The sequence below is a fragment of the Aminobacter sp. Piv2-1 genome (assembly GCF_037625995.1).
Taxonomy (GTDB): Bacteria; Pseudomonadota; Alphaproteobacteria; order Rhizobiales; family Rhizobiaceae; genus Aminobacter.
On sequence record NZ_JARKMU010000002.1, the window covers coordinates 63,677 to 83,704 of the forward strand.

Here is a 20,028-nt window from a genome sequence, read left to right on the forward strand (position 1 = left end):
TTCTCATGACCATCAATGGCTGGCTACAGATCCTCTTCTTCTGCGGGGTCATCATTCTGCTCGTGAAGCCGCTCGGCGGCTACATGTACCGCGTCTTCAACGGCGACCGCACCTTCCTCACCCCCGTCCTCGGTCCGGTCGAGCGCCTGCTCTACGGCCTCGCCGGCACCAGCGAACGCGAGGACCAGCACTGGACCGGCTATGCCGCGGCCATGCTCGCCTTCAACGTGGCGGGTTTCCTGCTGCTCTACCTGTTGCAGCGCGTCCAGGGTTCGCTGCCCTTCAACCCGGCCGGCATGACCGCTGTGCCACCGGAGCTGTCCTTCAACACTGCCGTCAGCTTCATGACCAATACCAACTGGCAGAACTATGGTGGCGAAAGCACCATGTCCTACCTGGTGCAGATGGCCGGCCTGACGGTGCAGAACTTCGTCTCCGCCGCCACCGGCATCGCCATCGGCATGGCGCTGATCCGCGGCTTCGCCCGCGCCTCGGGCAAGTCGATCGGCAATTTCTGGGTCGATCTCACCCGCGCCACGCTCTACGTGCTCTTGCCGCTCTGCATCGCACTCACGCTCGCCTATGTCTGGCTCGGCGTGCCGCAGACGATCGGCGCCTATGTCACCGCCACCACTGTCGAGGGCGCTGAGCAGACCATCGCGCTCGGGCCGGTCGCCTCGCAGCTCGCCATCAAGATGCTCGGCACCAATGGCGGCGGTTTCTTCAACGCCAACTCGGCGCACCCGTTCGAAAACCCCGACGCGATCTCGAACTTCCTCCAGATGGTGTCGATCTTCGCCATCGGTGCCGCATTCACCAACGTCTTCGGCCGTATGGTCGGCAACCAGCGCCAAGGCTGGGCGATCTTCGCCACCATGGGCATCCTGTTCGTCGCGGGCGTCGCCTTCACCTACTGGGCCGAGGCCGCCGGCAACCCGCTCATCCAGGCGCTTGGCATCGACGGCGGCAACATGGAGGGCAAGGAAGTCCGCTTCGGCGTGGTCCTGTCGTCGCTCTTCGCCGTCGTCACCACGGCTGCCTCCTGCGGCGCGGTCAATGCCATGCACGGCTCGTTCACGGCATTGGGCGGCCTGATCCCATTGATCAACATGGAGCTCGGCGAAGTCATCGTCGGCGGCGTCGGCGCCGGCTTCTACGGCATCCTCATGTTCGTCGTCATCGCCATCTTCGTCGCCGGTCTCATGGTCGGCCGCACGCCCGAATATCTCGGCAAGAAGATCGAGGCCAAGGAGGTCAAGATGGCCGTCCTCGCCATCCTGTGCCTGCCGCTCGCCATGCTCGGGTTCACGGCGATTGCCGTGCTGCTGCCCAATGCGGTGGCGTCCGTCGGCACGCCGGGACCGCACGGCTTCTCCGAGATTCTCTATGCCTACACCTCGGGCGCGGCCAACAACGGCTCGGCCTTCGGCGGCCTCACGGGCAATACGCCCTGGTACAACGTCACCATCGGCCTCGCCATGCTGATGGGCCGCTTCCTGGTCATCATCCCGGCACTCGCCATTGCCGGCTCGCTGGTCACCAAGAAGACGGTTCCCGCATCCGCCGGCACCTTCCCGACCGACACGACCCTGTTCGTCGGCCTGCTGGCAGGCGTCATCGTCATCGTCGGCGGGCTCACCTTCTTCCCGGCGCTCGCCGTCGGTCCGATTGTAGAGCACCTCGCCATGTTCGCTGGCCAGGTCTTCTGACGCCACGCCGCTAGAAAGAAATTCGGAGTCTCGACATGAGCACCCACAAATCAGCGAGCCTGCTCGACTCGCGTATCATCTTCCCGGCGATCGGCGACGCCTTCAAGAAGCTCGACCCGCGCAGCCTGGCCCGCAACCCGGTCATGTTCGTCGTCGCGGTCGTCTCGGCGCTCACCACCGTCCTGTTCGTCAAGGACCTCGTGACCGGCGCCGGCGGTCTCGGCTTCTCGTTCCAGATCATCCTCTGGCTCTGGTTCACCGTGCTGTTCGCCAACTTCGCCGAGGCCGTCGCCGAAGGCCGCGGCAAGGCGCAGGCCGACTCGCTGCGCAAGGCGCGCACCGAAACTCAGGCCAAGTTGCTGGACGGCGACGGCGTCACCTCGTGGAAGATGGTCCCCGGCACCAGCCTCAAGGTCGGCCAGGTCGTGCTGGTCGAGGCCGGCGACATCATCCCCTCCGACGGCGAGGTGATCGAGGGCGTCGCCTCGGTCAACGAGGCCGCGATCACGGGTGAATCCGCCCCCGTCATCCGCGAATCCGGCGGCGACCGCTCGGCGGTGACCGGCGGCACGCAGGTGCTGTCGGACTGGATCCGCGTGCGCATCACCGCCGCCCCCGGCTCCACCTTCCTCGACCGCATGATCGCGCTGGTCGAGGGCGCCGAGCGCCAGAAGACGCCCAACGAGATCGCGCTCAACATCCTGCTCGCCGGCATGACCCTCATCTTCGTGCTGGCAGTCGCCACCATCCCGAGCTTTGCCACCTATGCCGGCGGCTACATCCCGGTCATCGTGCTGGTCGCGCTGTTCGTGACGCTGATCCCCACCACCATCGGCGCGCTGCTGTCGGCCATCGGCATCGCCGGCATGGACCGTCTCGTCCGCTTCAACGTGCTCGCCATGTCCGGCCGCGCCGTCGAAGCCGCCGGCGACGTCGACACGCTCTTGCTCGACAAGACCGGCACCATCACGCTCGGCAACCGCCAGGCCACCGAGTTCCGCGCCGTGAAGGGCGTTTCCGAGCAGGAACTGGCCGACGCCGCCCAGCTCGCCTCGCTTGCCGACGAGACGCCGGAAGGCCGTTCCATCGTCGTGCTCGCCAAGGAACGCTATGGCATCCGTGCCCGCGACATGGGCTCGCTGCACGCCCATTTCGTGCCCTTCACCGCACAGAGCCGGATGAGCGGCGTCGATTTCGACGGCTCCTCCATCCGCAAGGGCGCGGTGGATTCGGTGCTCGCCCATGTGAAGTCGATCGCTGCGTCCGCCTCGGGCGCGCCAGCCGACAGCGAGGCCGTGCGCAACATCCAGGCAATCTCCGACGAGATCGCCAAGCTCGGCGGCACGCCGCTGGCCGTGGCGCGCGACGGCCGCCTGCTCGGCGTCGTCTACCTCAAGGACATCGTCAAGGGCGGCATTCGCGAGCGCTTCGCCGAACTGCGCCGCATGGGCATCCGCACCGTCATGATCACGGGCGACAACCCGATGACGGCAGCGGCCATCGCCGCCGAGGCCGGCGTCGACGACTTTCTCGCCCAGGCGACGCCCGAGAACAAGCTGACCCTGATCCGCGAGGAACAGGCCAAGGGCAAGCTGGTGGCCATGTGCGGCGACGGCACCAACGATGCCCCGGCGCTCGCCCAGGCCGATGTCGGCGTGGCGATGAACACCGGCACGGTGGCCGCCCGCGAGGCCGGCAACATGGTCGATCTCGACTCGGACCCCACCAAGCTCATCGAGATCGTCGAGATCGGCAAGCAGCTGCTGATGACCCGCGGCGCGCTCACCACCTTCTCCATCGCCAACGACATCGCCAAGTATTTCGCCATCATCCCGGCGATGTTCCTGGCCTTCTACCCGCAGCTCGGCGCGCTCAACGTCATGGGGCTTTCCACCCCTGAGAGCGCCATCCTGTCGGCCATCATCTTCAACGCGCTGATCATCGTGGCGCTCATCCCGCTGTCGCTGCGCGGCGTGAAGTACCGCGCCGTAGGTGCCGCCTCGCTGCTCCGCCGCAACATGCTGGTCTACGGCCTCGGCGGCATCGTCGTGCCCTTCATCGGCATCAAGGCCATCGACATGGCCATCACCGCCATCGGCCTCGCATAAGGACGTCTTCCCATGCTGAAGCAATTGAGACCCGCGCTCGTCATGATCGTAGCGCTCACCGCCATCACCGGCCTTGCCTATCCGCTCGGCATGACCGGCATCGCCCAGGTGCTGTTTCCCAGGCAGGCCAATGGCAGCCTGATCGAGAAGGACGGCAAGGTCATCGGCTCCGAGCTGATCGGCCAGGCCTTCACCAGCGACCGCTACTTCCACGGCCGCCCCTCGGCCGCCGGCGACGGCTACAATGCCGCCGCCTCCTCCGGCTCCAACCTCGGCCCGACCAGCGCCAAGCTGATCGACCGCATCAAGGCCGATGCCGACAAGCTGAAGCAGACCGATCCCGGCGCGCCCATCCCCGTCGAGATGGTCACCACCTCGGGCAGCGGCCTCGACCCGCACGTCTCGCCCGAGGCGGCCTATTTCCAGGTCGCCCGCGTCGCCAAGGCGCGCGGCATGGACGAGGCGGCACTGCGCAAGCTGGTCGACAGCCACGTCGAGGATCGCGAGCTCGGCTTCATGGGCGAGCCCGTGGTCAACGTGTTGAAGCTCAACCTGGCGCTCGACGCCGCGATTGCGCGCTGACAAGTTCGCGCCGGGGTTCTAACACTGTTGCGAACTCCGGCGCACCGACACATGCAGGCATAGATGCCAGACGACGTAAGAGACAAGGACACCAGGCCTTCGCCGGACGCGCTGCTCGAGACAGCCGCCCGCGAGGGCCGTGGCCGTCTCAAGATCTTCCTCGGCGCCGCTCCGGGCGTCGGCAAGACCTACGAGATGCTGATGTCGGGCCGCGCCCGGCTTGGCGACGGCACCGACGTCGTCATCGGCGTGGTCGAGACCCATGGCCGCCGCGAGACCCAGGCGCTTGTCGAGGGCTTCGAGGTCATCCCGCGCAAGGCGGTCGACTACAAGGGTCGCAAGCTCGAGGAAATGGACCTCGACGCCATCATCGCCCGCCGACCGAAGCTGGTGCTGGTCGACGAGCTCGCCCATACCAATGCCCCCGGCAGCCGCCATCCCAAGCGCTATCTCGACGTCCAGGAGCTGCTCGGCCAGGGCATCGACGTCTACACCACCCTCAACATCCAGCATGTCGAGAGCCTCAACGACATCGTCGCCCAGATCACGCGCATCACCGTGCGCGAGACGGTGCCGGACCTCATCATCGACCGCGCCGACGACGTCGAGATCATCGACCTCACCCCTGACGACTTGATCAAGCGCCTGCATGAGGGCAAGGTCTACGTGCCGACCACGGCGCGCCGCGCCATCGAGAACTATTTTTCGCCCGGCAACCTGACGGCGCTGCGCGAGCTGGCGCTGCGCCGCACGGCCCAGCGCGTCGACGAGCAGCTGCTCACCCACATGCAGGCCCATGCCATCGAGGGCCCGTGGGCCGCCGGCGACCGTGTGCTGGTCGCCGTCGACGAGCATCCGCGCAGCGCCTCGCTCGTGCGCTTCGCCCGCCGTCAGGCCGACCGGCTGCGCTGCCCCTGGGCGGCCCTCCACGTCGAGACCTCGCGCTCGGCCAACCTCGCCGATGTCGACAAGGACCGGCTCGCCGCCACCATGCGGCTCGCCGAGCAGCTCGGCGGCGAGGCGGTCACCATCCCCGGCCAGTCGGTGGCCGAGGACATCGTCCGCCACGCCGGCACGCACAATTTCACCCACATCGTCATTGGCAAGCCGTCCAAGCCGCGCTGGCGCGAGCTGTTCGAGGGCTCGGTCACCCATGATCTGATCCGCCAGGCCGGCAATATCTCCGTCCATGTCACCTCCGGCACCGAGCAGGACGCGGCGCTTGCCGCGCGCGGCATCAGGACCGCCGCCCAGCGGCGCGGCCTCGACCCCCGGCCCTATCTGGTGGCGACGTTGCATGTGACCGGTGCGCTCGCCTTCGGCTTCGCCCTCGACACCTTCCTCGACGTCCGCTCGATCGCGCTCGTCTTCCTGATGGCGGTGCTCACCTCGGCGGTCACGCTCGGCCTGTGGCCGGCGCTCTACGCCTCGGTGCTGAGTTCGCTCGCCTACAACTTCTTCTTCCTGCCGCCGGTCTACACGCTGACCATCGCCGACCCCGAAAGCGTGGTGGCGCTCTTGTTCTTCCTGGTCGTGGCGGTGATTGCGTCGAACCTCACCGGCCGCGTCCAGCGCCAGGCCGCCGCCGCCCGCGAGCGGGCGCGCATGACGGAAGACCTCTATCTGTTTTCGAAGAAGCTCGCCGGCACCGGCACGCTCGACGACGTGCTCTGGGCCACGGCCTTCCAGATCGCCTCGATGCTCAAGGTGCGCGTCGTGCTGCTGTTGCCCGAGGAAGGCACGATCGCCGTCAAGGCCGGCTATCCGCCCGACGACACGCTGGTCGACGCCGACATCGCCGCCGCCAAATGGGCCTGGGAGCACAACCGCGCCGCCGGCCGTGGCGCCGACACGCTGCCCGGCGCCAAGCGTCTCTATCTGCCGCTGCGCACGGGCCGCATGGCGGTGGGCGTCGTCGGCCTCGACAACGACCGCCAGGGCCCAATCCTCACGCCTGAGCAGCAGCGCCTGTTCGACGCGCTCGCCGACCAGGCGGCGGTCGCCATCGAGCGCATCCAGCTCGTCGCCGACGTCGACCGCGCCCGCCTCGCCGTCGAGGCCGACCGGCTGCGCTCGGCGCTGCTCACCTCGATCTCGCACGACCTCAAGACGCCGCTTGCCGGCATCATGGGCGCGGCGGGCGCATTGCGCGACTTCGGCGGTTCGCTGCCGGAGGAGGGCAGGGCGGAGCTGGTCTCCACCGTCGTCGACGAATCCGAGCGGCTCAACCGCTTCATCGCCAACTTGCTCGACATGACCAAGATCGAGTCGGGTGCGATGGAACCCAACTATGCGCTGCATTATCCGGGTGACATCGTCGGCTCGGCGCTCCGCCGCGCCGCCAAGATCACCGCCCAGCACAGGACCGAGGTCGACATGCCGGCCGACCTGCCGATGCTCAAGGTCGATCCCGTGCTGTTCGAACAGGTGTTGTTCAACCTGCTCGACAATGCCTCCAAATACGCGCCCGAGGGTTCGCTGATCCGCATTCGCGGCTGGTCCGACCATGGCTCGGTGGCGCTTCAGATCATGGACGAGGGCCCCGGCATCTCGCAGGCCGATCTGGAACGGATCTTCGATACGTTCTATCGGGTGCGCAAGGGCGACCATGTCCGCGCCGGCACTGGCCTCGGCCTGTCGATCTGCCGCGGCTTCGTCGAGGCGATGGGCGGCACCATCGTCGCCTCCAACCGGGGCGATCGGCCGGGCGCGGTCTTCACCATCACCATGCCGGTGCCGCCCGAGGCATCGAAGCTCGAAGGAATGGCATGAGTACCACCGGGGTGAAGATACTCGTCGTCGACGACGAGCCGCCGATCCGCAAGCTCCTGCGCGTCGGGCTCGGCACGCAGGACTACACCGTCATCGAGGCGCCGGCGGCCAAGCCGGCGCTTGCCATCGCAAGGGCGGAGCAGCCGGATCTCGTCCTGCTCGATCTCGGTCTGCCCGACATGGCCGGGCATGACCTGCTCGCCGAATGGCGGGCGGAGGGCATGCAGGCCCCGGTCATCATCCTGTCGAGCCGCACCGACGAAGCCGGCATCGTCAAGGCGCTGGAACTCGGCGCCGACGACTACGTGACAAAACCCTTCGGCATGAACGAACTCATCGCCCGCATCCGCACGGCACTGCGCCACCGGCTGCAGCAACAGGGCGAAAAGCCGGTGTTCCAGACCGGCGAGCTGTCGGTCGACCTGGTCAAGCGCATCGTCCGGCTCGCCGGTCAGGAGGTGAAGCTGTCGCCCAAGGAATACGACATCCTGCGCGCCTTGGTGCAGCACGCCGGCAAGGTGCTCACCCACCGCTTCCTGTTGGAGCATGTCTGGGGCGGATCGGCCGACGTGCAATATCTCCGCGTCTATGTCCGCCAGCTCAGGCAGAAGATCGAGAAGACCCCCGACGAGCCGCAATACATCACCACCGAAACCGGCGTCGGCTACCGCCTGCGCGAGGCGGACTGATTCTTCTCCCCGCTGTGGGGCGAGGAGTTTCGCGACTTCCCCTTCTCCCCTGGTGGGGTGAGGAGTGGTGGCCGCAGGCCAGAAAGCCAACGATTGGCTTTTCCCAACGACGAACGCCCGGGGCCATAGCGGAGGGCAGGGGCAAGCGCGACTTCTCCTTCGCCCCTTGTGGGAGAAGGTGGATTGGCGCGCAGCGCCAGGACGGATGAGGGGTGCTGGAAGAAACGAACGGCTGAAGGAGGGAACGCAGTCATTGAGATGCCGCACCGTCCTTCCTTCTACAATCTAAGGGGACGGTGGGCCTTCGCCGCTCACAGCGAAGCGTATCGCTGCACTTCGTCGGGACGCAGCGTCAGCACCGACACGCTGGAAGCCGTCACCGCAACCGTGTGCTCGAACTGTGCCGAAAGCGAGCCGTCCCGCGTCACTACGGTCCAGCCGTCGGCCTCGGTGCGCACGCTACGGCGGCCGCGATTGAGCATCGGCTCGATGGTGAACACCATGCCCTCGCGCAGCGTGAGCCCGGTGCCCGGCTTGCCGTAGTGCAGGACGTCGGGCTTCTCGTGCATCTCGCGGCCGATGCCATGGCCGCAGAAGTCGCGCACCACCGAATAGCCGTTGCGCTTGGCATGGCGCTCGATCGCCCAGCCGATGTCGCCGAGCGTAGCGCCGGGGCGAACCGCTCGGATGCCCTGCCACAAGGCCTCGTGCGTGGCCTCTACCAGTCTCCTGGCGGCTTGGTGCACCTCGCCGACGAGATAGGTCTTGCTGGAATCGGCGATGTAGCCGTTCTTCTCCAGTGTGATGTCGAGATTGACGATGTCTCCAGCCTTCAGCACGTCCGATTGCGATGGAATGCCGTGGCAGACCACCTCGTTGATTGACGAGTTCAGCACGAAGCCATAGCCGTACTGCCCCTTGCTTGCCGGTCGGGCCTGGAGGTCGTCGACGATGAACCGCTCGGCCATGTCGTTGATCTCGAGCGTCGACTTGCCTTCGAGCGGGATGCGATCCAGGAGCGCGAACACTTGCGCCAGCAGCCTGCCGGACTCGGTCAGCAGCAGCAGCTCCTCGGGCTGCTTGATCATGCCTGGATCGCGGCCAGCGACTGGGCCGAAACGCCGGCGGAGCTCAGCTCGCGCTCCATGATCTCGTTGAAGCTCAGCGTCGGATTGGTCTCGCACAGCATGCCGACCTTGATCCAGAAGGCGGCCTGCGCGTTGATCGAGCGGCACGACACCTTGCTCGCCCTGCGCAGCTGCTCGTGCAACTCATCGTCTATGTTCACAATGCCCATCGGAGTTCTCCATATATGTTTCATATATAGAACGTATATGGAATTGCCAAGAGCCGTGCTGAAGACACGTCTGTTCGAGCCGCCCGCCGATGGTCCATGGGAAGCGTGCTGCCGCCTCGAGCGCGAACCCCACCGCACCCCCGGAAACACAATCGCCCCCTTCGCGGCGCGAAGGAGGCGAGGTGCAACAAGTCGATCTGTTGCGATCAGACGTCGAGGTTGGCGACGCTCAGCGCGTTCTCCTGGATGAAGTCGCGGCGCGGCTCCACCTCGTCGCCCATCAGGCGGGCAAACAGCGAGTCGGCGTCGGTCGCGTCCGTCACCTGCACCTTCAGCAGCGAGCGCACGTTCGGGTCGAGCGTGGTCTCCCACAGCTGCTCGGCGTTCATCTCGCCGAGGCCCTTGTAGCGCTGCATGGTCAGGCCCTTGCGGCCCGAGGCGAACACCGCGTCGAGCAGGGCGAGCGGCCCGGCGATTGACTCCGAATTCTCCTTGCGACGCAGCACCGGCGGCTGGCTGTAGACCTCGCCGAGCCGCGCTGCGAAGCGGTCGAGCGCGCGCGCGTCGGCCGAGTTGATCAGCGCCATGTCGAGCTGCACATGCTCGGTCACGCCACGCAGCGTGCGCTTGAAGACATAGCCGCCGGGGCCTTCGTTGGAGGTCGACACCTCGCCGCTCCAGCCGCGCTCGATGTCCTCGGAGATCAGGTCGAGACGCTTGGCGATGGCCTCGGCCATGTCCTTGGCGCGGCCGAGATCGCCGAAGATGTCGGGGTTGAGCGCGCCGGCGATTGCCGCCTGCTCTACCACGGCGCGCGAATAGCGCGTGTGCAGCCCGTCCATCAGCGTGCGCACGCCGAGCGCGTCGGTCACCGCCGCGCGCAGGTCCTGGCCGACGCGCACCTCGCCGTTGGCGAGCGTCAGCGACGCCTCGTCCAGGCCGACGTCGACCAAATACTCCTCTAAGGCGCCCTCGTCCTTGAGGTACTGCGAGCTCTTGCCGCGCGTCACCTTGTAGAGCGGCGGCTGGGCGATATAGAGGTGCCCGCGCTCGATCAGCTCCGGCATCTGGCGGAAGAAGAACGTCAAAAGCAGCGTACGGATGTGGGCGCCGTCGACGTCGGCGTCGGTCATGATGATGATCTTATGGTAGCGCAGCTTGTCGGCGCTGAACTCGTCCTTGCCGATCGAGGTGCCGAGCGCGGTGATCAGCGTGCCGATCATGTCCGACGACAGCATGCGGTCGAAGCGGGCGCGCTCGACGTTCAGGATCTTGCCGCGCAGCGGCAGGATCGCCTGGTTCTGGCGCGACCGGCCGCTCTTGGCCGAACCGCCTGCCGAGTCACCCTCGACGATGAAGATTTCGGATTTTGCCGGATCGCGCTCCTGGCAGTCGGCCAGCTTGCCGGGCAGCGAGGTGATGTCGAGCACGCCCTTGCGGCGGGTGAGTTCCCGCGCCTTGCGCGCGGCCTCGCGGGCGGCGGCGGCTTCCACCACCTTGCCGACCAGCGTCTTGCCTTCGGCCGGATGCTCTTCCAGCCAGGTGCCGAGCGCCTCGTTGACCAGGCTTTCGACCACCGGGCGTACTTCCGACGACACCAGCTTGTCCTTGGTCTGCGACGAGAACTTGGGGTCCGGCACCTTGACCGACAAAACGGCGGTCAGGCCTTCGCGGCAGTCGTCGCCGGTCAGCGTCACCTTTTCCTTCTTGGTCAGGCCCGAGCTTTCGGCATAGCCCGTCACCTGCCTGGTCAAGGCTCCGCGGAAGCCGGCGAGGTGCGTGCCGCCGTCGCGCTGCGGGATGTTGTTGGTGAAGGCCAGCACGTTCTCGTGGTAGCTGTCGTTCCACCACATCGCCACTTCGACGGTGATGCCGTCGCGCTCCGCCTTGATGGCGATCGGCTTTTCGATCAGCGGCTTCTTGGCGCGGTCGAGATACTTCACGAATTCGATCAGGCCGCCGTCATAGAGCAGTTCCTGGCTCTTGATGTCGGCGTGGCGCTTGTCGGTCAGCACGATGCGCACGCCCGAGTTCAGGAACGCGAGCTCGCGCAGCCGGTGTTCCAGCGTGCCGTAGTCGAACTCCACCATGGTGAAGGTGTCGGACGAGGGCAGGAAGGTCACTTCCGTGCCGGTCTCGTCGCCGGCCTCGCCAACGACCTTCAGCGGAGCCACCGCGTTGCCGTGGCTGAAGGTCATTTCGTGGATCTGGCCCTTGCGGCGGATCTTGAGCTTCAGCCACACCGACAGCGCGTTGACCACCGACACGCCGACGCCGTGCAGACCGCCGGAAACCTTGTAGGAGTTCTGGTCGAACTTACCGCCGGCGTGCAGCTGCGTCATGATCACCTCGGCGGCGGAAACGCCTTCCGAGGGATGGATGTCGGTCGGAATGCCGCGGCCGTTGTCGGTCACCGTGCACGAGCCGTCGGGGTTCAGCGTCACGGTCACCAGCGTCGCATGGCCGGCCAGCGCCTCGTCGATGGCGTTGTCGACCACCTCATAGACCATGTGATGCAGGCCCGAGCCGTCGTCGGTGTCGCCGATATACATGCCGGGGCGCTTGCGGACGGCATCCAAGCCCTTCAAAACCTTGATGGAATCTGCGCCGTACTCGGCCTGGGCGCCGGGAAGGTTCTCGGACTGGTCGCTCATGAAGATCTTTCGTCTGACTGCCGCGGAAGGACGCGGCAGAATCGGCCCCGAATCGCACGCCCACTAGTCCTCGAGATATAGGGGTTAAGTGTGACTTTTCCAAGTTTTACGGGGGTTTTGGGCGGGGATAACGGGCTTTGGCGAGCAGTCACCGCCGCCGTGCGGGCGGCGGTTGCGAGCCTTCGAAATGTGCCCTTCGCCACTCGGGACTGTCGGCAGCCCAGATCTGTGCGGGGCGGCCTGTCGCCACCCCGTTGTCATGCAGAGAGTCAGGCAGCCCTGAGCGGCCTCAGCGCCTCGCTCCAGCGATGCAGTTCGTCCAGCATCGTCCTGGCGCTGTCCTTGACCAGGTCGTTGGCCTTGAACTCGCCCTCCTCGTCGAGGTGCTGTGCGAAGGCGGGAATCGCGATCGCCTCGGGGATCGGCATGATCTTCAGCGTCGTCAGAAGCATCTTTTCCGACTGCACGGCGCGCAGGCCGGCGGAGACGCCGCCATAGCTCAGGAAGCCGGCGGGCTTGTAGTTCCACTCGCGCGCCAGGTAGTTGACGGCGTTGACCAGTGCGGGGGCGGCGAAGAAGTTGTATTCCGGCGTCACGAACACGAAGGCGTCGCCGGCCTTGATCGCCTCGGACCATTTCTTCGTGTGTTCGTTCTCATACTGGCCGAGCCTCGGGTGCTTGGGCTCGTCGAACATCGGCAGGCCGAAGGCTTCGATGTCGGTGATGACGGGTTCGAACTTGCCGTGCTCGCGCGCATAGGCATCGAGCCAGCGGGCGAAAACGGGTCCGACGCGGCCGGGGCGGGTGCTGGCCACGACGATATTGAGCTGGTGTTTCAAGATTTCAGTCCTTGGTGGGCAGGTATCCAATGGTGACCGGCCAGACATAGTCGCCGGAGCCCTCCAGTTGCAAGAAGGCACCTTTCGGTAACCGAATCACATTCCGGTAATCGGGCCGGTAATCGGGCCGATGACCTAGCCGTCAATCAGGCCGGTTATCAGCGCCTTCTTCCCGACGATCTCGGTCGCGAGAAAATCGGCCACGCTGCGGATCAGCGGGTCGTTGCGCCTGCTCTCGTGCCAGCACAGCCAGAACGGGCTCGGAAAGCTACCCAGCGCGTCGCACCGCACCAGCTGCGTCGAGCCATGCGCGGCAATCGCGGGCAGGGCGGCGAGCCCAAGCCCCGCTTCGGCCGCGGCCAGCAGTCCCGGCAGCGAGTTGGAGCGCAGCGCGATCCGCGCCGGATCGGCTCGCTCCTCCAGCAGCGCCACCGGCCAGGCGGCGGCAAGGGTGCCTTCGCCGGCGATGACGGGGAAGCGGGCGATATCCGCCTCGCTTTCGGGTATTCCGGCGGTTTCGGCCAGCGACCGCGCCATGTAGATCGCCCACACCGAATCCGGCAGCCTGCGCCGCACGATGTCGTCGCGCTCGCCGGCACCGCCGGCGCGCAGGGCGATGTCGGCTTCGCCCTTGCCGAGGTCCAGCCTGTCGTCCGTGGAGATGACATCGGTGGCGATCTCGGGAAAGGCCGCGCGCAGCCTGGAGATGGCGGGCGCGAGCAGCAGGCGGGCGGTCAGTTCCGTTCCCGTGATCCTGATCTTGCCCGAGAGTGCCCGCTTGCGCGCCGCGACCTTTTCCTCGAGCCGCGCCGCAGCCTCCTCCGTCGCCCTGGCGAGGTCGAGCACCGCGCGCCCTTCCTCCGTCACCACGTAGCCAGATTGTCGGCGATGGAACAGCTCGATGCCGAGCGCGTCCTCCAGTGCCTTGATGCGCCGGGCGACGGTCGTCTGGTTGACGCCGAGCGCGCCCGCCGCCTTCAGCGTCGAGCCGTGGCGGGCGGTGGCGATCAGGTAGCGCAGGTCGTTCCAGTCGAACATCGCCCATTCTGCACTTTCGCAGAACCGTTCTGCAAGTGGCGCGGCTCCCGGTGGGCGGACGGCCGCGATAGACCGGCGCCGAACCGCACGATCTCAGGCGCCGAGGCGCCCGTGCCATCCTCCCCTGGAGCCCGTCATGCTGAACCAGACACCCGCCAAGACCGTCGTCCGCGCCTATGTCGAGGCGATGAACTCGGGCGATTTCGCTGCCCTGACCTCCCTGTTCGCGCCCGACGCCGTCATCCATGGCGTACTCGGGCACGGCACGCTCGACTTCGCCCTGCCGATCTGGCGCGAGCTGCACGAGGCTCTCGCCATGCGCCTCGAAATCCTCGACATGGCCGAGGAGGGCGACAACGTCGTCGTCCGCTTCCGCGAGACCGGCAAGGCGGTCGCCCCGTTCCGCGGCATGCCGGCCACCGGCAAGAGCTTCGAGCTGACGGCCATCGAATGGTTCACCGTCGCCGACGGCCGCATCACCCAGCGCTGGGGCATCCGCGACAGCGGCCATCAGGCCCGCCAGCTCGGCTGGAGCGCCTGAGCGCCGTTCGGCCGCATGGACGCCCGCATGTCCGGTTACTACATTGTAGGAACCAGCGGAGCCGTTCATGGACACCAATCCAGCCCCCTTCGTGCCGCCCGCGCCCGTGCCGCGCACCACGCCGCCGTCGACGCTGGAGATGATGCGGATCGTCTACCGCAATCCGCTCGAGCTGTGGGGCGAGCCCTCCTACAACGAACCGTGGATCTCGGTGTCGGGCATCGGCGGCCCGCTGGTCATCGCCAACGATCCCGGCCTCATCCGCCACGTGCTGGTCGACAACGCCAAGAACTACAAGATGGCGACCGTCCGCCAGATGATCCTGCGCCCCATCCTGCGCGACGGGCTCCTGACTGCCGAGGGCGACGTCTGGAAGCGCTCGCGCAAGGCCATGGCGCCGGTCTTCACCCCGCGCAACATCTTCGGCTTCGCCCAGCCGATGCTGGCCCGCACGCTCGACTTCGTCAAACGCTACGACGATGCCGCCGGCCCGGTCGATGTCGCCCAGGACATGACCATGCTCACCTACGAGATCCTCGCCGAGACGCTGTTCTCCGGCGAGATCGCCGGCGAGGCCGGCAGCTTCGGCCACGAGATCGACCGGCTGTTCGAGACCATGGGCCGCGTCGACCCGCTCGACCTGCTGCGCGCGCCCGAATGGCTGCCGCGCATCACCCGCATCCGCGGCCGCAAGACCATGGCCTATTTCCGCAAGATCGTCACCGACACGGTGGCGATGCGCAGCGACAGGCTGGCCCGCGACCCTGCCGGCGCGCCGCAGGACTTCTTGACCCTCCTGCTCCGCGCTGAAGGCCCCGACGGCCTCTCGCGCCAGGAGATCGAGGACAACATCATCACCTTCATCGGCGCCGGCCACGAGACCACGGCGCGCGCTCTGGGCTGGACCATCTACTGCCTCGCCGAGGCCACCTGGGAGCGCGATCGCATCGAGCGCGAGATCGACGCGGTTCTGGCGCAGGAGCCCGACCCGGTGAAATGGCTCGACGCCATGCCGCTCACCCGCGCCGCCTTCGAGGAGGCGCTCCGGCTCTATCCGCCGGCGCCCTCGATCAACCGCGAGCCCGTCGCCGACGACGAATACAAGGGGCTGAAAATCCCGCGCAAGGCGCAGGTGCTGGTCATGCCCTGGACTGTCCACCGCCACCGCAAGCTCTGGGACAATCCGGAAGCCTTTTTGCCCGAGCGCTTCCATCCCGAAAACAGGGACAGGATCGACCGCTACCAGTATCTGCCTTTCGGTGCCGGCCCGCGCGTCTGCATCGGCGCGAGCTTCGCCATGCAGGAGGCGATCATCGCGCTCGCTATCATGCTGTCGCGCTACCGTTTCGACGTGCTGCCCGAGACCAGGCCCTGGCCGGTGCAGAAGCTCACCACCCAGCCGCAGGGCGGCCTGCCGATGCGCGTGACGCGGCGCTGAGCCTGCAAGGTGGCAGCCGCAGCCCGAAAACTCACCCGCCCGGCCGTCCCTGCGCCAGCGCTTCGCGCCTCTTTTCCAGGAAGCGGCGCACGGCGGGGTCGGTCTCGAGCCCGATGGCGACCAGATAGGCCTTGTGGGCCTGTTCGGCGTCGCCGGTGAGCGACAAAAGCTCGGCCCGCGCCGCCCAGTAGGGCTGGTAGGCGTCGAGCCTCGTGTCGCCGATCGCGTCGAGCAGCCGCAGGCCCTCGGCCGGCCGTCCCGCATAGGCGACCGCGACGGCATGGTTGACCGCGGCGACCGGCGATGCCGAGATCGCCAGGAGCGCGGCATGGAGGGTGGCGATCGCCGGCCAGTCGGTACAGCCGGTGAAGCGCCGCGCCGCGTGCGCCGACTGGATCGCCGCCTCGATCTGGTAGCGGCCAAGCGCGGCGAAGGGGCCGGTACGGATGATGAGGGCGTCGGCCTCGCCGGCAAGGCCGGCATCCCACAGGCGCGTGTCCTGCTCGCTCAGCGGCACGAATTCGCCGGCGCTGTCGCGCCTGGCCCCACGGCGTGCCTCGGCGTGCAGCATCAGCGCAAGCAGGCCCAGGGCCTCCGGCTCGTCCGGCATCAGCCGCGCCACCAGCCGGCCCAGCCAGATCGCCTCGGAGGCGAGGTTGCGCCGACGCGATTCGGAGCCGGCGGCGTCGCCCCAGCCTTCGGAGAAGGCGGCATAGATCGCCTCCAGCACCGCCTGCAGCCGCTCGCCGAGTTCCGCCTTGTCGGGAATGCGGAAGGGAATGCCGGTCTGGCGGATGCGCGCCTTGGCGCGCACCAGCCGCTGCCCCATGGCGGCCGGCGAGACCAGGAAGGCGGAGGCGATGGTGGCTGCGTCGAAGCCGAGCAGGGTCTGCAGGATCAGCGGCGCGCGCACGCCCGGGTCCAGGGCGGGATGAGCGCAGGCAAAGATCAGGCCGAGGCGCTCGTCGGGCAGGTCGTCATGCACGGTCTCGGCCTCCGTTTCCTCGCTCATCAGCCTGAGGTGCGGCAGGGCCGCCTGGCGCGTGGCGCGGCGGCGGTGCTGGTCGGCGGCGCGGCGGCGCGCGACGCTGAGCAGCCACGCTTCCGGACGGGCGGGGACGCCCGTCTCAGGCCACCTGGCAAGCGCCGCGGCAAAGGCGTCGGCCAGCGCATCCTCGGCGCCTGCCACGTCGCGCGAGCGGGCGGCAAGGAAGGCGACCAGCTTGCCGTAGCTCTGGCGGGCGGCCGCTTCCGCCGCCGCCCGGGCCTTGTCCGCCGCCTCCGGCATGGTTAGCGGGTCGGCCAGACCGGCCGGACTTCGATGGTGCCGTTGCTGGCGGTCGGGCAGCGCGCCGCCCAGTTGAGCGCGGCGTCGAGGTCCGGCGCCTCGATGACGTAGAAGCCGCCGAGCTGTTCCTTGGTCGCGGCGAAGGGGCCGTCGAGCACCTGCGTCCTGCCGTCGCGCACGCGCACGATGGTCGCGTTGGACGTCGGCTGCAGCCGCTCGCCGGACAGGAGCGCGCCGGCCTTGATCAGCGCCTCGTTGTAGGCGGCGTAGGGGGCGCTCATCTGCTTCACCGCTTCGGCGGAGGGAACGTCGCCGGGCACCTCTTCTGCATGGATGAGAAGCACGTACTGCATGGTGGTCTCCTGTGTTTGCCAGGGCCGCGTCGTCGCGGGCCGAACGAATGTCGTCCGCGCCCGGGGGATTTCGACATGCGGACGGAGATTTTTTCAAGAGGCCGTGGAAGGGCGCGGCTGGTCCGGCGAAATTCCCGTGCTGGCGCGACCGAGATGCTTGAGAAGCCGGCTCGGCGCATGTCAAATCCCCCGCTTCAAATTCAGGGGGACGAACATGTACAAGCTCTACACCCGCGCCGGCAGCGGCGGGTTCGTGGTCGAGGCGGCGCTGGAACTGGCGGGCGCGCCGTTCGAACGCATCGATGTCGCCAAGGGCGTCGACCCCGACGAGCGTTTTGCCGAGGTGAGCCCGCTCCGCCAGGTGCCGGCGCTGGTGCTGCCGGAAGGCGAGGCGATGACGGAGTCGGCCGCCATCTGCCAGCTGATCGCCGAACGCTATCCCTACGCGCGGCTGGCGCCTGCGTCCGACGGCATCGGGCGCGCCGATTTCCTGCGCTGGATGGCGTTCATGACCTCTGTGGTCTACCCGGCGATCCTGCGCATCTACTACGCGTCGCGCTATACCGCCGACGCGGCGGGCGCCGGCGCGGTCAAGGCCGCGGCCATCGCGGAACTGGACCGCGGCTTCGGTATCGTCGAACGGGCGCTTGCGGGCCGCCGCTGGCTCGCCGGCGAGCGCATGTCGGTCGCCGACGTCTATCTCTTGATGCTGGTCTTCTGGCACCCCGAAGCCGGCAAGGCGGATGCCGCCTGGCCCAACATCGCCCGGCTGTGCGCGATGCTGAAGGACGTGCCGGTGATCAAGGACCTGAACGTCCGTCACGAATTGTGGTGAGGTCGGGCACCGCCCGACCGGGCGCGCCCGACGAGGCGCGCCAATGCGTTGCCCGGCCGAAGGCGGTTAGGTCCTCGGCGTGTTGATGCGGCTGCTTGCGGAGGGCGTGGAGTTGCCGGGCATGCGCCGCCTGGCAGGCGTTTGCCTTACAGGCGGGAGGCAGCAGCCCGGCGTTCGCCACGCAGGGTGGTGCTGCGGTGGTCGCTGGCCGGCCGCGCGATGCGGCTGTCGTGACGTCCGGTAACGGTCATGATCAGTGGATCGTCACGCGGGTCTTGAGCTGGTGGGCGCGGCGTGCGCAGGCCGGTCCCGGACCGCGCATGTAGTGGCGTTCGGGGCGGTAGGTTGGAGCGATGAATTCGCGAAACGCCACGGCGGCGTGAGAGAGTTGGTTCCAGATAGCCATTGTTCTTATCCCTGTCCCTTCGGAAGCCCGTTCCGAATGTGGAAGCGATCATAGCCGTCGGTCGTGAATCTTCGGTGAACGCGATGTTAATCTTCGTGTGAAAATGCGCCCGATCGGGGCTGAATTGCGTTCTTTTCTGGGCATTTAGGCCGGATCGGGCGGCAATGGTTAAGATGTGCCATTTCGACCACACAAGTAACCGCCGATTGCCGCGAAACTATCCACAGGTTTCGCGCGGCGGTTACCAATAGAGGCGTGTTCGCGGCCCTTCCGGCCAGGCTCGGCGCGGTGGCGGGAGGTTCTAGCCGAGGAAGGTCCTCTCGAACGCCTTGCGGCCGGGCGGCGTGAATTCGACGACCCGGCTGCCGGCAGGCCGGCGCGCCCATTTCTCGGCGACGATCTTGTCGAGGATGGCGGCACCCAGCGAGCCGGCCAGATGCGAGCGGCGCACGCTCCAGTCGAGGCAGGCGCGGCACATCGGCCGGCGCGAGGCGCCGAGGTTGGAAGTGTCGATGCCGATGGCGGCGAAGAACGCCGGCCCGGCCGGCCCGAGGCGGACCTCGCCGTCGTGCACGATGATCTCTTCGGCGACGAAGCGATCGAACATCGCAACCGCGTGCTCGCCGGCAAGGTGGTCGTAGCAGACGCGTGCCTCGCGCATCGACTTGTCGCGCGGTCCCGGTCGGGCGCGTTGCGGCCCTGAACCGGCGGCCACGCCGCTGATCGCCTCGATCATCGTCGCGACCTCGGTGCCGGCAAGCGCGTAGTAGCGGTGCCGCCCCTGGCTCGCCACCTTGAGCAGCCTGCCGTCCATCAGCTTTACCAGGTGCGAGCTCGCCGTCGGCAGGCCGACGCCGGCCTCGAGCGCCAGCTCGCTGGCAGTGAGCGCGCCGCCGTCCATCAGCGCCATCAGCATGTTGGCACGGGCGGGATCGCCGACCAGGCTGGCGATGCGGGCGATATCGGGACCTTCCTTCATGGTGACCTCCGTCTCATAGCGGCCTCTGGTAGGCCGCTCGCATCATTCGATGTTAGTCGAAGCATTCTCGTCGGGCAATCCGTATTCTGGCGGCAGAAAGGAGATCGCCATGACCACCGACTTCGACATCGTGGCAGAGGAACGGCCTGCCGGCCGGAGGTTCCCGGTCCTGCGGTTGCTGATGCGTTGCTACGACCGGCAGCTGCAGCGGCTCCACCTTTCCGACCTCGACGACAAGGCGCTCGAAGACATCGGGCTCACCCGCCGCGACGTGGAGCGCGAATGCGCGCGGCCGTTTTGGCGCTGAACCTGCTTCAGCCTGACATGTCGCCGGCGGCGGATGCTTCGATGCCGGCCGAATTGTGTCAATACACCGCCCCTCCGGCCTGCCGGCCATCTCCCCCATCGAGGGGGAGATCAGCTGTCATTGGCGTCAAAGCCGATCATCCGGCGTCGCTCCAGAGTTGTCAGAGCGCGGGAGCTGCCAATCTCCCCCCTTG

At 67.4% G+C, this 20,028-nt stretch carries 18 protein-coding genes; 9 read left to right on the forward strand and 9 right to left on the reverse strand.

Going from position 1 to position 20,028, the window contains the following annotated elements; all coding sequences use genetic code 11:
• The first annotated feature begins 5 nt into the window (after nucleotides 1-5).
• From kdpA to AmiPiv_RS04110, 5 genes are all read left to right on the forward strand, one after another.
• Nucleotides 6-1,709 carry a potassium-transporting ATPase subunit KdpA gene (gene kdpA, locus AmiPiv_RS04090; RefSeq protein ID WP_340036014.1) on the forward strand — a complete coding sequence of 568 codons (1,704 nt, stop codon included), beginning with the start codon at nucleotides 6-8 and terminating at the stop codon, nucleotides 1,707-1,709.
• Nucleotides 1,710-1,744: 35 nt separating this feature from the next.
• Nucleotides 1,745-3,817 (forward strand): potassium-transporting ATPase subunit KdpB, encoded by a 2,073-nt coding sequence (gene kdpB, locus AmiPiv_RS04095; RefSeq protein ID WP_340036016.1) that lies wholly within the window; start codon nucleotides 1,745-1,747, stop codon nucleotides 3,815-3,817.
• Between the two features lie 12 nt (nucleotides 3,818-3,829).
• On the forward strand, nucleotides 3,830-4,399 hold the full coding sequence (kdpC, locus tag AmiPiv_RS04100; RefSeq protein ID WP_340036017.1) for a potassium-transporting ATPase subunit KdpC: 570 nt from the start codon (nucleotides 3,830-3,832) through the stop codon (nucleotides 4,397-4,399).
• Between the two features lie 63 nt (nucleotides 4,400-4,462).
• Nucleotides 4,463-7,171 (forward strand): sensor histidine kinase KdpD, encoded by a 2,709-nt coding sequence (locus tag AmiPiv_RS04105; protein ID WP_340036018.1) that lies wholly within the window; start codon nucleotides 4,463-4,465, stop codon nucleotides 7,169-7,171.
• The gene (locus AmiPiv_RS04110; protein ID WP_340036020.1) at nucleotides 7,168-7,860 is read left to right on the forward strand and encodes a response regulator transcription factor; all 693 of its coding nucleotides are present in this window, start codon (nucleotides 7,168-7,170) and stop codon (nucleotides 7,858-7,860) included. The genes AmiPiv_RS04105 and AmiPiv_RS04110 overlap by 4 nt, the downstream gene beginning before the upstream one ends.
• Nucleotides 7,861-8,171: 311 nt before the next feature.
• Here the strand turns inward: AmiPiv_RS04110 and map are convergent, their stop codons facing one another.
• From map to AmiPiv_RS04135, 5 genes are all read right to left on the reverse strand, one after another.
• The gene (gene map / locus AmiPiv_RS04115; protein ID WP_340036022.1) at nucleotides 8,172-8,948 is read right to left on the reverse strand and encodes a type I methionyl aminopeptidase; all 777 of its coding nucleotides are present in this window, start codon (nucleotides 8,946-8,948) and stop codon (nucleotides 8,172-8,174) included.
• On the reverse strand, nucleotides 8,945-9,157 hold the full coding sequence (locus tag AmiPiv_RS04120) for a ParD-like family protein (RefSeq protein ID WP_055981733.1): 213 nt from the start codon (nucleotides 9,155-9,157) through the stop codon (nucleotides 8,945-8,947). The genes map and AmiPiv_RS04120 overlap by 4 nt, the downstream gene beginning before the upstream one ends.
• Before the next feature lie 206 nt (nucleotides 9,158-9,363).
• Nucleotides 9,364-11,811 carry a DNA topoisomerase (ATP-hydrolyzing) subunit B gene (gene gyrB, locus AmiPiv_RS04125; RefSeq protein WP_340036023.1) on the reverse strand — a complete coding sequence of 816 codons (2,448 nt, stop codon included), beginning with the start codon at nucleotides 11,809-11,811 and terminating at the stop codon, nucleotides 9,364-9,366.
• Nucleotides 11,812-12,080: 269 nt separating this feature from the next.
• Nucleotides 12,081-12,650: an NADPH-dependent FMN reductase gene (locus tag AmiPiv_RS04130; RefSeq protein ID WP_340036024.1), complete on the reverse strand. Its 570-nt coding sequence runs from the start codon at nucleotides 12,648-12,650 to the stop codon at nucleotides 12,081-12,083.
• A gap of 135 nt (nucleotides 12,651-12,785) precedes the next feature.
• Nucleotides 12,786-13,688 (reverse strand): LysR family transcriptional regulator, encoded by a 903-nt coding sequence (locus tag AmiPiv_RS04135; protein ID WP_340036026.1) that lies wholly within the window; start codon nucleotides 13,686-13,688, stop codon nucleotides 12,786-12,788.
• 136 nt (nucleotides 13,689-13,824) lie between these two features.
• Here AmiPiv_RS04135 and AmiPiv_RS04140 point away from each other — a divergent pair, with 136 nt between their 5' ends.
• Nucleotides 13,825-14,229, forward strand: a complete 405-nt coding sequence (locus tag AmiPiv_RS04140) for an ester cyclase (RefSeq protein ID WP_340036028.1) — start codon at nucleotides 13,825-13,827, stop codon at nucleotides 14,227-14,229.
• A 67-nt stretch (nucleotides 14,230-14,296) separates the two neighbouring features.
• Nucleotides 14,297-15,667 (forward strand): cytochrome P450, encoded by a 1,371-nt coding sequence (locus AmiPiv_RS04145; RefSeq protein ID WP_340036030.1) that lies wholly within the window; start codon nucleotides 14,297-14,299, stop codon nucleotides 15,665-15,667.
• 31 nt (nucleotides 15,668-15,698) lie between these two features.
• Here the strand turns inward: AmiPiv_RS04145 and AmiPiv_RS04150 are convergent, their stop codons facing one another.
• Both AmiPiv_RS04150 and AmiPiv_RS04155 read right to left on the reverse strand, forming a co-directional pair.
• Nucleotides 15,699-16,955 carry an RNA polymerase sigma factor gene (locus AmiPiv_RS04150; protein WP_340036031.1) on the reverse strand — a complete coding sequence of 419 codons (1,257 nt, stop codon included), beginning with the start codon at nucleotides 16,953-16,955 and terminating at the stop codon, nucleotides 15,699-15,701.
• A gap of 2 nt (nucleotides 16,956-16,957) precedes the next feature.
• The gene (locus tag AmiPiv_RS04155) at nucleotides 16,958-17,308 is read right to left on the reverse strand and encodes a YciI family protein (protein ID WP_340036033.1); all 351 of its coding nucleotides are present in this window, start codon (nucleotides 17,306-17,308) and stop codon (nucleotides 16,958-16,960) included.
• A gap of 214 nt (nucleotides 17,309-17,522) precedes the next feature.
• On the opposite strand from AmiPiv_RS04155, the gene AmiPiv_RS04160 reads away from it, so the two are divergent.
• On the forward strand, nucleotides 17,523-18,143 hold the full coding sequence (locus tag AmiPiv_RS04160) for a glutathione S-transferase family protein (RefSeq protein ID WP_340036035.1): 621 nt from the start codon (nucleotides 17,523-17,525) through the stop codon (nucleotides 18,141-18,143).
• 253 nt (nucleotides 18,144-18,396) lie between these two features.
• Here the strand turns inward: AmiPiv_RS04160 and AmiPiv_RS04165 are convergent, their stop codons facing one another.
• Together AmiPiv_RS04165 and AmiPiv_RS04170 are read right to left on the reverse strand one after the other, a co-directional pair.
• Complete coding sequence (locus AmiPiv_RS04165) at nucleotides 18,397-18,549, reverse strand: hypothetical protein (RefSeq protein ID WP_340036037.1); 153 nt, start codon at nucleotides 18,547-18,549, stop codon at nucleotides 18,397-18,399.
• Between the two features lie 301 nt (nucleotides 18,550-18,850).
• Nucleotides 18,851-19,528, reverse strand: coding sequence for an ArsR/SmtB family transcription factor (locus AmiPiv_RS04170; RefSeq protein WP_340036038.1), 678 nt, complete (start codon nucleotides 19,526-19,528; stop codon nucleotides 18,851-18,853).
• Between the two features lie 109 nt (nucleotides 19,529-19,637).
• Between AmiPiv_RS04170 and AmiPiv_RS04175 the strand changes: the two genes are divergently transcribed.
• Nucleotides 19,638-19,835, forward strand: a complete 198-nt coding sequence (locus AmiPiv_RS04175; protein ID WP_340036039.1) for a DUF1127 domain-containing protein — start codon at nucleotides 19,638-19,640, stop codon at nucleotides 19,833-19,835.
• Nucleotides 19,836-20,028: the final 193 nt, after the last annotated feature.